The 13,005-nt window shown below is 56.3% G+C and carries 11 protein-coding genes, 2 pseudogenes and 1 other annotated feature; of the genes and pseudogenes, 8 read left to right on the top strand and 5 right to left on the bottom strand.

Annotated elements, in window-relative coordinates:
- Window positions 1–8: 8 nt before the first annotated feature.
- Window positions 9–629 (top strand): ABC-type transport auxiliary lipoprotein family protein, encoded by a 621-nt coding sequence (locus ORD17_RS08270; RefSeq protein WP_308387898.1) that lies wholly within the window; start codon window positions 9–11, stop codon window positions 627–629.
- Here the strand turns inward: ORD17_RS08270 and ORD17_RS08275 are convergent.
- Complete coding sequence (locus tag ORD17_RS08275) at window positions 626–1,075, bottom strand: universal stress protein (protein WP_308387899.1); 450 nt, start codon at window positions 1,073–1,075, stop codon at window positions 626–628. The genes ORD17_RS08270 and ORD17_RS08275 overlap by 4 nt on opposite strands.
- The gene (locus tag ORD17_RS08280) at window positions 1,072–2,778 is read right to left on the bottom strand and encodes a proline--tRNA ligase (RefSeq protein WP_308387900.1); all 1,707 of its coding nucleotides are present in this window, start codon (window positions 2,776–2,778) and stop codon (window positions 1,072–1,074) included. Before ORD17_RS08280 ends, ORD17_RS08275 begins: the two co-directional genes overlap by 4 nt.
- Before the next feature lie 1,009 nt (window positions 2,779–3,787).
- Here ORD17_RS08280 and ORD17_RS08285 point away from each other — a divergent pair.
- The 5 genes and pseudogenes from ORD17_RS08285 (at window position 3,788) to ORD17_RS08305 (ending at window position 8,061) form a co-directional block, all read left to right on the top strand.
- Entirely contained in the window at window positions 3,788–4,567 is a 780-nt protein-coding gene (locus tag ORD17_RS08285) for a PhzF family phenazine biosynthesis protein (protein ID WP_308387901.1), read from the top strand.
- A gap of 334 nt (window positions 4,568–4,901) precedes the next feature.
- Window positions 4,902–5,675 (top strand): annotated as a pseudogene (locus tag ORD17_RS08290) (IS3 family transposase); the annotation flags it as partial.
- Window positions 4,982–5,098 (top strand) — a sequence feature (AL1L pseudoknot). (Overlaps the previous pseudogene by 117 nt.)
- A gap of 108 nt (window positions 5,676–5,783) precedes the next feature.
- On the top strand, window positions 5,784–6,083 hold the full coding sequence (locus ORD17_RS08295) for a hypothetical protein (RefSeq protein WP_308387602.1): 300 nt from the start codon (window positions 5,784–5,786) through the stop codon (window positions 6,081–6,083).
- Window position 6,084: 1 nt separating this feature from the next.
- Window positions 6,085–6,450 carry an IS66 family insertion sequence element accessory protein TnpB gene (tnpB, locus tag ORD17_RS08300; protein ID WP_308387601.1) on the top strand — a complete coding sequence of 122 codons (366 nt, stop codon included), beginning with the start codon at window positions 6,085–6,087 and terminating at the stop codon, window positions 6,448–6,450.
- A 15-nt stretch (window positions 6,451–6,465) separates the two neighbouring features.
- Window positions 6,466–8,061 (top strand): IS66 family transposase, encoded by a 1,596-nt coding sequence (locus ORD17_RS08305; protein WP_308387600.1) that lies wholly within the window; start codon window positions 6,466–6,468, stop codon window positions 8,059–8,061.
- A 147-nt stretch (window positions 8,062–8,208) separates the two neighbouring features.
- Here ORD17_RS08305 and ORD17_RS08310 read toward each other — a convergent pair whose 3' ends face one another.
- The 3 genes and pseudogenes from ORD17_RS08310 to ORD17_RS08315 form a co-directional block, all read right to left on the bottom strand.
- Window positions 8,209–8,517, bottom strand: coding sequence for a transposase (locus ORD17_RS08310; RefSeq protein ID WP_374693365.1), 309 nt, complete (start codon window positions 8,515–8,517; stop codon window positions 8,209–8,211).
- A gap of 190 nt (window positions 8,518–8,707) precedes the next feature.
- Window positions 8,708–9,046 (bottom strand): annotated as a pseudogene (locus ORD17_RS13475) (transposase); the annotation flags it as partial.
- 566 nt (window positions 9,047–9,612) lie between these two features.
- On the bottom strand, window positions 9,613–10,365 hold the full coding sequence (locus ORD17_RS08315) for a sulfite exporter TauE/SafE family protein (RefSeq protein ID WP_308390080.1): 753 nt from the start codon (window positions 10,363–10,365) through the stop codon (window positions 9,613–9,615).
- A gap of 179 nt (window positions 10,366–10,544) precedes the next feature.
- Here ORD17_RS08315 and ORD17_RS08320 point away from each other — a divergent pair, with 179 nt between their 5' ends.
- The gene (locus ORD17_RS08320) at window positions 10,545–11,762 is read left to right on the top strand and encodes an ISL3 family transposase (RefSeq protein WP_014003049.1); all 1,218 of its coding nucleotides are present in this window, start codon (window positions 10,545–10,547) and stop codon (window positions 11,760–11,762) included.
- A gap of 171 nt (window positions 11,763–11,933) precedes the next feature.
- A complete protein-coding gene (locus ORD17_RS08325) occupies window positions 11,934–12,989 on the top strand; it encodes an IS5 family transposase (protein ID WP_308387902.1) in 1,056 nt (351 codons plus the stop codon).
- Window positions 12,990–13,005 lie beyond the last annotated feature (16 nt).

Raw genomic sequence — 13,005 nt, forward strand, 5'->3', positions numbered from 1 at the left:
GAAAGGCGATGTCTTGGCGTGTTCTTGCGTCCAGTGCGCTTGCGGCAGTCGGTCTGGCCCTGGCGGCCTGTGCCAGCGCGCCGGCCTGGCAGCAGCCGTATGCCTTGACGGCGGTGCCGCATAGCCAGCCCACAGGGCAGCATCAGGCCGGCGTGTTGCGTCTGGAAGCCGTCACGGCGCCGAGCTGGCTGGCCGGCGAGGAGTACCTCTACCGCTTGCAGTATGCCGACCCGCAGGCCCTGCGACCATACAACGACGCGCGCTGGGCGGCGGCTCCGGGCCAGATGCTCACCCTGTTGCTGAGTCAACGCCTGCGCCAGCAAGGCACCTGGCGCGCCGTCTTGGGGCCGGCGCAGGCGGGGCATCCAGAGCTGCTGCTACAACTCGGTCTGCAGGACTTTAGTGTGCACTACGTCAGTGCCACAGCCGGCGAGGCGCAGATTTCCTGCACTGCCACCTTGCTGGCAGCCCAGGGCTATCGGGTTCTGGCACAGAAGAGCTTTGCCGTCCAAGCGCCTCTGCCGAGGGTCGGACCTGCGGGGGGCGCGATGGCTATGAACCGGGCCGCTCAGGATCTGGTGACGCAAATCGGCGCCTGGGCGGCGCAACACAGTCCTGCCGCAGACTAGGCGGCCGCTGGCGTTTTGACCACCAGCACCGGACACTGCGCGTGATGGACCACGGCAGTGGCCACGGAACCCAACAATAGGCGACCAATCGCCCCTTGTTCCTGACTGCCGATGACGATCAGGTTCTGACCCTTTTCCGTCGCATACTCACAGATATTCCGGCCGATACCACCAGCTTTCTCGAGCAACACGCTGTGGCTCGGAACGCGGATGGGCTTCTGCAGGGTATCGAGTCGCTCCTGCGCCAGCGAACGCAGGCGCTGTACCATTTCCAAAGAGCTCGGTAACAACTCCTCTGGTAGCTGCAGGTCCATGATCTGGGTATCGAAGACATGCAACAGGGTGAGCTCCGCCTGATGCAGTCGCGCCTCCTCTTCCGCATGCTCGAGCACCACGCTGGCCATACTGCTGAAATCGATGGCGACGAGGATTTTTTGGTAGTTCATCTGCGCTCTCCTTGCAAAATGCTCAGCACTTCTGCCTCACTGAGCAGGCGATTTTGGCTGTCGCGTCGGCCGCGATACTCCCAGACGCCCTGCGCCAGGGTCTTTTCACTGATGACTAGGCGGTGCGGCAGGCCAATCAGGTCCATGGTCGCAAACTGCACCCCTGGACGCTCGTCACGGTCATCGAGAAAGACCTGCATTCCGAGATGCTCCAAGCTTTCCATCATCGCCTCGGCAGCCGCCAGAACCTCTGGTGATTTCTTGGCCTGGATGGCAACGATGCCGACGTCGAAGGGGGCCAGGGCGGGTGGCCAGCAAATGCCGCGTTCGTCAAAATTCTGCTCGACAGCAGCGGCGACGATGCGCGATACGCCAATGCCGTAACAGCCCATGAGCACGACCTGCTCTTTCCCGGCTTCGTTGAGGATGCGTACGCCCAGTTTGTCGCTGTACCGGGTGCCCAACTGAAAAACGTGTCCTACCTCGATACCGCGGCGAATGCCTAGACTGCCCGTGGCACAGTGCGGACAGGCATCTCCTGCCTGAACGTTACGGAGGTCTGCTGCTTGCGGGCGCGGCAGATCGCGATCCCAGTTGAGATTCAGCCAGTGCTGTCCGACACTGTTGGCGCCCGTACTGAAGTTACGCAGGGCCAGAGCCCGTTGGTCCGCCACAATGGGTAGAGGGGCCGGCAGATCTTTGGGGCCCAGGAAGCCAAAGGGCACACCGAGCAGCTCCAAGGCTTCCTCGGCGCTGGCGAGGCGCAAGGTATCTGCATCCAGCGCCCGTGCTGCCTTGACCAGATTCAGCTCGTCGTCTCCCCGCAGCAGGAGCAGCACGGGTTTGTCATCGGCAAAGACGAGAAGATTCTTGACCACCTGAGCCGTGCTGATGCCGAGCATCTTCGCCTGTTCTTCTACCGTGCGAATCCCCGGAGTGGCCCGTTGCTCGGCAGGTAGAAGGGGATCGTTGCTGTCGTCCAGCGGACGGCTGCGGGCCAGCTCCCGATTGGCCGCGTAGTCACAGGCCGAGCAATGCACGATGGCATCTTCCCCGGAATCCGCCAACACATGGAATTCATGGGAAGCCTTACCACCGATGGCCCCGGTATCGGCATCGACGGCACGAAATTCCAGGCCCAGGCGGGTAAAGACTCGGCTGTAGGCGTCATACATATCCTGATAGGTAGCCTGCAGGGAATCCTGGTCGATGTGAAACGAATAGGCATCCTTCATGATGAACTCACGTGCGCGCATGAGTCCAAAGCGCGGACGAATCTCATCGCGAAACTTCGTCTGCACTTGATACAGGTTCAGCGGCAGTTGTCGATAAGAGCGGATCTCCCGCCGCGCCAGATCGCTGATCACCTCCTCGTGGGTCGGTCCCAGACAGAAATCACGTTGATGGCGATCTTTCAGGCGCAGTAGTTCCGGTCCATAGAGTTCCCAGCGCCCAGATTCCTGCCACAGCTCTGCAGGTTGTACCACCGGCATCAGCACTTCCTGAGCGCCAGCGCGTTCCATCTCCTCGCGGACCACCGTCTCCACTTGGCGCAGGACGCGCAGGCCGAGCGGCAGCCAAGTATAGAGGCCCGAAGCGAGGCGGCGGATGAAACCCCCGCGGAGCAGTAGCTGATGGCTGATGAGCTCAGCCTCCGCTGGGGTTTCCTTGAGGGTGGGAAGAAAGAATTGACTGGCGCGCATACCCGATCCATGACTACAGAAAGATGGTGCAGTGTAGGCAAAGTCAGGGCCACACAAAAGGGGGAGTAGCGCGTTGCTGGGGTAATCCATGTCTTCGCTTCCAGCTCGATCCCCAGTACGCCACCAATTCCGAGGCGGAGCGTCGTCCAGTATCTCGCATATATTGGGGTGGGAGTTGCCAGGGGCAGAGCATATGGGCATTGCCTACGCGATACTTGATTATCGCTGCCTGTTTCATTTTTCCGATTCGATACTTGATTGGTAACACTTCTTCGGAGAACAGAAAAGCGGATTCAACCCTGTCTGCATGCCCTATGCGGTGGCCAAGGCCACCGGCGGAACTACGAGCGTAGCGGCGGCAGCTGTTCTTTGGCTGCTGGCCACGGTTGGCCTTGGCGTGCTTACCGGCGGGTTTCCTCCCTCTCCCCTGGCTTTGGCGACGACGCCACGATTTATCCTTGTTGGCATGCCAATTTTTGCCGAAAAAACAGCCGAGCAATATCTTGGCGTCCAGGCCGCTCCCCTGCGATTGGTAGTGTTGAATTCCGGGACGGCATTTTTGCGCAAGTGCCGGAGATGGCTACCTTGCTGGATCTGGCAGAAATTCTGCTCGTGCCTGGTTGGTTATTGCCAATTCTTATTGAGGGCACGACTACGCCACAACAATTTACCCCATGCCTACTCAACCTGATGAAGAGCCACATATCCACGCCTCCAAGGGCCGTTCCAGACCAAGAATTGTTGTCCAGATATGAACGGCAGTGTGGAGCCGCGCATGCAAACCTGCTAGCCACACGGCGGTGCGTGTTGCTTGATTGGGCGGTGAGGTCCACTTCACATTCAGGACCACCAAGCCTATTATGACCGTAGCAAAAGTTGTAGACATGGAGCAGAGTTATGCGACCGACTACTGCGACGCCGCAAGACCAAGGAATGCAGCAGTTGGCTGTCTGTCGTACGAGTTAGGATATGCACGTCACAACTACAGATAGCTACCATGGGGTAATTCATGAAAATAAAACAATATCAGGTTGATGCTTTTACTGATCGCGCCTTTAAAGGAAATCCAGCAGCCGTTTGCCAACTTAAATTCTGGCCAGATGATTCACTGTTGCAGAATATTGCGATGGAGAACAACCTCTCCGAGACCGCATTTTTTGTCAGAACGAAAAAAATATTTTCCATACGTTGGTTTACACCATTAACGGAGGTTGATCTCTGTGGTCATGCAACCTTAGCAGCAGCTCACGTTATTTTTTCAGAACTAGGTTATAAAAATGACAGGATTTTATTTGATTCGCGTAGCGGTGAATTGATCGTAAATAAAATAAATAATGTTATCCAGATGGATTTTCCTTCTTATGATTTAAAACAGATCGATGCGCCGGAGATATTAGTAAATGCTTTGGGAATACCACCAAAGGAAGTTTTGTTATCTGATGATTACATTGCAGTTTACGATACAGAAGAGATGGTAGTAAAAATAAGACCAGATAATTTTCTTCTAAGCACATTGGATTCTCGCGGCGTAGCAATCACTGCCCCAGGTAATCAGGTTGACTTTGTTAGTCGTTTTTTTGCACCAAAACTCGGCGTTCCAGAAGACCCGGTTACAGGCTCTGCCCATTGCGCTCTTGCTCCGTACTGGGCTAGCAGATTTGGAAAGAAAAAATTACAAGCGAAACAGCTTTCTCAGCGTGGTGGAAATCTTCTTTGCGAAGTGCTCGGAAACCGCACTCTTTTATCTGGTAATGCAGTAACCGTAATGGAGACAAAAATACGCCTCTAAAGACGGTTAATAATCGATTGTTTTCTGAACACCCTAGTTTCTGGACACTTTTTGGCGTAGAAAACCGTCAAACATCCCATCCACCATTCTGTGTCCAGAAAACATCCCGACCAAGCCCAGCAGGTCATGTCAATGACGGCTATCGCTGCACAACAGCCGTTCATCGCACGCGACATACCGAGCGAAGCTAGCCTGCTGCCGAACCTTCCCCTACAGGGGATGACCCGATCAACCAGATCACGCACCCGGACCACTACTTCGGCTGGCGACGCCTGCTTGCTGGAAATAGCGAAGGCTGTGAGCAAACTTTATTACCTACGAACATATGGAGGTGTCGGAGCGGCAACGAATCCAAGAGCTGGAGCGGGAGGTCAAAGAGCTTCGGCGCGCCAATGAGATCCTGAAGCTCGCCAGAGCGTTTTTTGCCCAGGCGGAGCTCGACCGCCGATGCAAGCGCTGAGAGCCTTCATAGACCAATACCGAGGAGACTATGGGGTCGAGCCCATCTGCCGCGTTTTGCAGGTGGCCCCATCGGGGGTATCGTCATGCCCTTGCTTGTCGACGACGTCCAGAATTGCGGAGCCGGAGAGCCAGAAGAGAGGAGGAGCTTCTACCGCTTATTTAGGCTGTCTGGGAGGTAAGCGGGCAGGTCTATGGAGCCATCAAGGTATGCCACAAGCTGCGTAGACAAGGGGTCCAGGTGGCCCGCTGCATCGTCGAGCGGCTGATGCGCTTACAGGGCTGGCAAGGAGTCCGGCGCGGCAAACGGCAACGGATCACGGTTCCAGACCAGCGGAATCCGTACCCTCAAGATCTTATCCATCGGGACTTTCGCGCGGATCGGCCCGATCAGCTCTGGGTGGCAGATTTCACCTATGTGTCGACTTGGGAAGGGTGGATTTATGTGGCTTTCATCATCGATACCTTTGCCCGGAAGATTGTCGGCTGGCAGACCAGCACTGCGATGCATACAGACTTTGTCCTGGATGCCTTGGAGCAGGCCCTTCATGCGCGCCACCCTGGCCAGGGATTGATTCACCACTCTGATCGCGGCTCCCAGTACCTCAGCATTCGCTACTCAGAGCGGTTGGGCGAGGCTGCCGTGGAGCTGATCGATGGTGGCTACTCTGTAAGCGATCGCTCCGCGGCGTTCTTTCGTTGAGGGTATTGTGTTGCCAGCATGATGGCTCCTTGGGACGCTTGGAGAAGTAAGATCATGCGCAGCTCGGAAGAAAAGACGCGGTATTGGCAGGAGATGGTGACGGCACAAGAGACCAGCGGGCTGTCAACGCCGCAGTTTTGCCAAGGGCAGGGTCTGGTTCTTTCGCAATTTTACTACTGGCGGCAGCGGCTGCGGGGTGGGGCCAGCCAAAAGACGGCGGCATCTTCCAGCGTTGCCCCCTTGCCCGAGTTCCTGAAGCTGGGATTGCCAAGCGAGCGGGAGACAGGGATTTCTTCCTTGGAGATTCGTCTGGACTTGGGCGCCGGCTGCACCCTTACCATTCGCCGCGGCTGAGATGTTTTTTCCCGAGGGGCGCATCCGGGTCTTCGTCTGCCGGGTACCGGTAGACATGCGCAAGTCTTTTGACGGGCTGTCGGCTTTGGTGCGGCAGTTCCTGGGGCAGGATCCCTTGTCTGGGCACTGTTTCGTCTTCGTGAACCGCCGCGCCACGCAGATGAAGGTGATCTACTGGGATCGCACAGGGTATTGCCTCTGGGCCAAGCGCCTGGAGCGCGGCCAATTCTGGAGCTGGCAGCGACCTCCAGCGGGGGAGTTGGATTGGACCGGTTTGAAACTCCTGCTCGAGGGCCTCGAAGTGGCCAAAACACGCCGTCGCTATCAGCGCCAAGTCCCCGAAAAACTGGCGGAAACTGGGAGTTAGCGCTATGATTCTGCAATGGAAACAGAGACTTCCTCGCTCCCACGCAACTACCCCGAAGCCCTCGCCGCTTGGCAATTGCAGGTGCTCCTCAACCAGTCCCTGCGGGAAGAATTTCAGGCACAGATCCAAGGTCTTCAAGCCCAGCTGGATTGGTTTCGCCGCCAGCTCTTCGGACCCAAGAGCGAGCGCCGTCTTCCGCCTCCTCCCATAGAGCAGCTCAGTCTCGGCGAGATCTTCGAGGCGCAGGAAAAACAGCCGGTTCCTACCCGTACCGTCGCTGCCCATACCCGCACGGTGGCCAAGCGCCCCGAGGAGAAGGCAGAGAGCCTGCCCTTCTTCGACGAATCGCGCCTGCCGGTCGAAACCATCGTGCTGCCGGCTCCCGAGACCCAGGGGCTGGACCCTTCGGCCTATGAGATCATCGACACCAAGATCAGCTATCGCTTGGCCCAAGAGCCCGCCAGCTATGTAGTTCTCAAATACGAGCGGCCCGTAGTGAAACTGCGCGACTCCGGAAAGATCACCCAGGCCCCGGCGCCTGCCGCGGTCTTGGAGGGTGGTCGGGCTGACGTCAGTCTCCTGGCGGGAATCCTGATCGACAAATTCCTCTACCATCTGCCCTTGTATCGGCAACATCAGCGCATGACCCAGCAGGGGCTGCGGGTGAGCCGCTCCTGGCTCACGGACTTGGTGCAACGCTCCATCTTCCTGCTTGCACCGATTTATGCGGCGCAGTTCGAGAGCATTCGCCAATCGCGGGTGCTGACCATGGATGAAACCCCCATCAAGGCCGGATTGTCAGGGAAGGGCAAGATGCACCGAGGGTATTTCTGGCCCGTCTTTGGCGATGCCCAGGAGATCTGCTTTCCCTATGCCGCCACCCGGGGCACGGTCCACATCGAAGAGCTACTCGGCAAGCTGCCGCCGGGCACCGTACTCCTGAGCGATGGCTATGCCGCCTATGCCCGGTTCCAGAAAGAGAACGAAGGGCTAGTCCATGCCCAGTGCTGGGCGCATAGCCGCAGAGAATTCGTCAAGGCCGAGGCCCATGAGCCCGAGCGGGTGGCCGAAGCCCTCCGGCAGATCCGGGAGTTCTATCGCATCGAGGAAGAAATCCAGGAGAAACAACTCACCGGGCAGGCCAAGCGGGAATACCGCAGACGACATACCCTGCCGCTGGTGACAGCCTTCTTCCACTGGGTAGAGCAACAGCTCCAGGACATCGCCCTGCTACCGAGCAACCTCTTCACCAAGGCCTTGGCCTATGTCCATAGCCGCAAAGGTCCGCTCCAAGTCTTTCTGGAAGATCCCGACGTACCCATAGACAGCAACCACATCGAACGACAGATCCGACCGATTCCCCTGGGCCGGAAGAACTGGCTCTTTTGCTGGACCGAGTTGGGCGCCGAGTATCTCGGGATCATCCAGAGCCTGCTCAGTACCTGCCGGCTTCAGGGGGTGGACCCGTACGACTACCTCGTCGATGTCCTGCAACGGGTGGCCACCCACCCCGCCAAGGACGTGGCGCAGCTCACCCCAAGACTCTGGAAAGAGCACTTCGCCGCCAACCCCCTGCGTTCTCCGCTGTATCACGTCCGCAAGCCCGCATAAAGAACGCCGCGGGGAGACCGGTTACCTTGGTAAAATGCTGCTTCGGCGTAGGCACCAAGGTGGCGTCGACAATTTGCCCGGCACGTGCTTCCAAGCCATGGGCGTGAAGTTGCCGATCAAGCTCCTCGAATAAGGCAGAGACACCCTCTACTCCAATCCGGTTCTCAAAGTTCCAAATCGTGGTCCGGTCAGGAACTCAGGAACGTAGCGAGAATGTTCCAAGCCGCAGAAACACAGGAAACTACGACGATCCAGGAGCTGGTACTCGGTCTGCTCATCAGAGAGGCCATACATGCGCTTGATGACCAGAATTCGCACCATCACTTCCGTGGGATAGGATGGCCGCCCACCCTTGGGCTGCGCAGGACGGGGAGGAATCTTCTCTATGGCCGCGTCCAATGCAGAGAGATCCACCACTGCATCGATCTTCTGCAGTGGATCGGCAAAGCCATCCATCTTCAGGGCTCATTCCTGATCTGCCATCTGATACCGTCTTGAACGCCATTACGCAATAGCGAGCTGCCTGGAAAGGTTTCCCCGATTTGAGCACGCCGTAGGCGACGTGTAGAAGCTTGCGCATGGCCGCGACGACTACTTGCATTGGGCATTTTCCGTTGGCCAAGAGGCGGCCACAGAATGCTGCGAGCGCGGGATTGTATCTTTGTGCTACCACCGCTGGCAGATACAGTGCCTTACGTAGGAGGCCATTCCCGGCCTTGGCAATGGGGGTTTTGCCAGCCCACTGCCCCGACTGACGGATGCGTGGATTGAGGCCAGCGTAGGCTACGACTTGCTTGGCCGTGTGGAAACGGTCCCATGGACTGAGGAAGGCGAGCAAGCTGGCAGCGGTGCCATCTCCTATGCCAGGAATGCTGGAGAGCAGCTCCTTCTGGTTTTTGAGGCCGGAATGGTTGTCAATATAGATCTCAATCTGCAAACGTACCGTCTGAATCTGCTGTCCGATAACTTTCAGGAAGGCTTCCACCGACTTCCGTGCGGGCCCCTCTGCTAATTCCAAGCGATTGTTCTCCAGCGCCTCCAACGCTTGGTGCTTCTTCAGCCATTCACGGTATTGCTGAAAGCCCGTGGGAGTGTTGGGGAATACCTTACTGCCTTACTTGTCCTGCGGATTCAGCAGCACGACATTGAATTTGGTCTTGGCCACATCGATGCCAACGAAAAAGGTTGGTTCAATCATGCTAGCCTCCGTGTGCTAACGATTAGCGGTGATCTGCGGACTATGCCGGTTCATCCTTATCTGGGCAGGCCAATGGCAGGCCTCGGATACCGTCCGAACTAATAGCAAAGTTGAGGCGGATGATTAATCTGCTATTCAGGATCAAGTCCTTAGCCTGCCATCAATCTGACCCGCCTCGCTCCGGGGATCAACCGAAGGGTACCAGCCCATAGGAACTGGTACCAAGACATAAGATCGTTCGTTACCGCAGTTCTCCCCGCAATCATCCCATCACGCCCAATCTCTCCGGACTGTCACTATTCTACCAAATCCGTGAGACCAAGGAGTTATTCGAGGTACCCGATAGCGACTTTCTAAAAATACCATAATTTAATACCCATAACAAGAATCACAAAAGTAACCATGATTTTTATCCAAAATTCTCCATGAGAACTTAACGTGATCTTACTAGAAAAATAAGCACCAAAAATCCCGCCAGCTGCGACGAACAAGCCGGACACCCAAGCGATATTCCCTTGCATCACGAATATTATTAAAACCGGCACAGTGTATGCGCTAATGATAGTGGTCTTTAATCCATTTATTGCGGCCAGATTGATTCGCAGTGTCCACCTAAGAAAGAAAATAAATAGAAAGCCGATGCCAGCTTGAATGAAACCGCCATAAAATCCTAGCAAAACCATTATTGGATATATTGCAATCGACTTATTTTCTATGAGATCAATTACCTGCTTAGATGGACGAATTGGGAGGTAGAGTGTAATAGCGGAGAATCCTAAGATAATTACTAAAATCCTCTGAAACCAGAAGCTGCCAACATGAATGCTAGACCAGGCACCAATCACCGCGCCGGGCAATGCCCACAAAGCAAGCCTGAGTGCAAAGCTTGGTTGCACGACTCCCGCGCGGACAAATTTGTGACTCGCTAATACATTTTCAAAAAGAATTCCTATTCTATTAGTTCCATTAGCGACAGCCGGAGTCAACCCAGAAAATATCAAAATTGGCAATGTTAAAGCAGAACCGGCGCCAGCCAGAATATTGACAAAACCAGCAATTATTCCAGAGCTAAAAAGAATAAGATACATTATCCAATGAGGTAACATCACCTATTAGACGCCTGCACTTTTTCGTTAGCTACCAACCAAATACAATTAGTCAAGCTCTGCATGTGTCATCCTCAGTCAGGCCATCCGGATATTAAGCTAATTTTGGCTCCTCGACACATTGAGTGGGTAAGGCGGTATGATTGCTTTATGGGAAGGGCAGCGAGCTGAGGATAAGGATGGACCAAGGTAATCAACTGTTCACTCTGGCGTTGGGGTTGGTTCCGCCGTGGATGGTGGACGATGTGCGGTTCACGGTGGAGGAAAAGCGCCTGGACCTGCATGTGAACTTCCCAAGGGGTAGTCAGTTTCCCTGTCCGGTCTGCGGCCAGGACTGCCCGGTCTATGACACCCAGGAGAAGGTCTGGCGTCACCTCGACTTCTTCCAGCATGCGGCTTATCTCCATGCCCGCGTACCACGGGTCCATTGCCCGGAACACGGCGTGCATTTGGTATCCGTCCCTTGGGCGCGGGAAGGCTCGGGATTCACGCTGCTCTTTGAGGCTCTAGTCATGGCCATGGTCCGGGAGATGCCCGTGTTGACGGTCTCCCGCCTAGTGCGGGAGACGGACCAGCGACTCTGGCGGGTGCTCGATCATTACGTCGCCAAGGCCCGCGAGGCCGCGGACATGTCAGAGGTCCATTCCGTCGGTATCGATGAGACGAGCAGCCGGCGCGGCCATGATTACATCACCCTGTTTGTGGACCTCGTGGCGAAGCGCCTGCTGTTTGCCACACCCGGCAAGGATGCCGAGACTTTTGCGCAGTTCGCCGAAGATCTGCAGGCCCATGGCGGCAGCGCCGAGGCCATTACGGAGGTCAGCATGGACCTCTCGCCAGCCTTCCAAAAAGGGGCCGCAGAACACCTGCCCAACGCCCAGGTCACCTTCGATCGCTTTCACCTCATGAAGCTCGTCAATGAGGCCGTAGATGCCGTACGCAAGGGGGAAGCCCTCTCCCAACCAGACCTGAAAAAGAGCCGCTGGCTTTGGCTCAAGAACCCGGGAAAGCTCTCCGCCAAGCAAAGCGCCAGGCTCCGGGAGATCCTCAAGAACCAGAACCTCAAGACAGCACAGGCTTATCAGCTTCGCCTGACCTTCCAAGAAATCTTCACCGTCCAGAATCGCCACCAGGGCGCCACCCTGCTCAAGGCCTGGGTGGAAAACGTCAAGGACAGCGGATTACCGCCAATGGTCAAGGTCGCCTACACCGTCATGAATCACTGGGATGGTGTGCTCCGCTGGTTCGAGAGCCAGATCACCAACGGGATTCTGGAAGGCTTCAATAGCCTCCTCCAGTCCGCCAAGGCAAAAGCCCGTGGCTACCGTACCCACAAGAACTTTATCAACATGGCCTACCTGATCCTCGGTAAACTGGATCTCAGGCTACCCACATGAAACATCGAAGAACCCTAATTTTACATTCCATTAGGAGCAGTTATGTTGCTTGCGACTAGAGCTACGGGTACCTTCAGAGGCAGTAAAAGAAATCGAACACGCCCTCCACTAACAGGATGCTGAAAAAGTCCGTGGTATAATTGGCGGACCAGGGCACGGAGGGATTCGATCATGCGTGGAACCAAGGTAGAGTCGGGTGCGATGTTCAGTTATCTGTCCCCCGAGGAGCGAGTGCCGAAGGATCATCCCCTACGTGCTATTCGGGTGATCGTAGATCGCTCCTTGGCAGAGCTCGACGGACATTTCAACCAGATCTACTCAGACCTGGGGCGCCCCTCGATTCCCCCAGAGCATCTGCTTCGTGCTTTGCTGTTGCAGGTCTTTTATAGCGTGCGCTCCGAACGGCAGCTCATCGAGCAGCTGAACTACAATCTCCTGTTCCGCTGGTTCGTGGGCTTGGGTATGGATGATTCGATTTGGGTGTCCACGGTGTTCAGCAAGAACCGGGATCGCTTATTGGACAACGGAACAGTGCAACGCTTCTTTCAGACGGTTTTGGCGCAAGCAAGGTCTCAGGGACTACTATCCGAGGAGCACTTTTCTGTAGATGGCACCTTACTGGAAGCCTGGGCTTCACAAAAATCCTTCCAGCCCAAAGACCCCGAGGATCGGCAGGGCGACGGCTCGGATTTCCGTGGGCAGAAGCGCAGCAATGACACCCATGCCGCGGTAACGGACCCCGATTGCCGTCTCTACAAGAAGGCACCGGGGGATGCCTCGCGGTTGGCGTATCTGGGGCATGTGCTCATGGATAACCGCCATGGTTTGATTGCCGGAGAGAAGGTCACTACGGCGGATGGGACAGCAGAGGTGGATGCTGCGTTACAGCTCATGGATGAGCTGGGTGGAAGCCACCGGATCACCCTTGGCGCCGATAAGGGTTACGATCGTCATGGCTTCGTCCAGGACCTTCGTGATCGGAATGTCACCCCGCACGTGGCCCGTAAGTGCAAGGGATCCGCGGTAGATGGTCGCACGACCCGTCATGTCGGGTACAACATCAGCATTCGTGTCCGCAAGCGGATCGAGTCGATCTTTGGGTGGATGAAGACCGTGGGCGGGATGCGCAAAACGCGATTCCGTGGATTGGAACGGGTGGGGCTGCACTTCACTCTGGTGTCCACCGCCTACAATCTGGTGCGTATGGCACGACTGGGGGTAGCGTGATGGGAGTACTGCGTCC

This window comes from Acidithiobacillus sp. AMEEHan (genome assembly GCF_030996345.1).
GTDB lineage: Bacteria > Pseudomonadota > Gammaproteobacteria > Acidithiobacillales > Acidithiobacillaceae > Igneacidithiobacillus.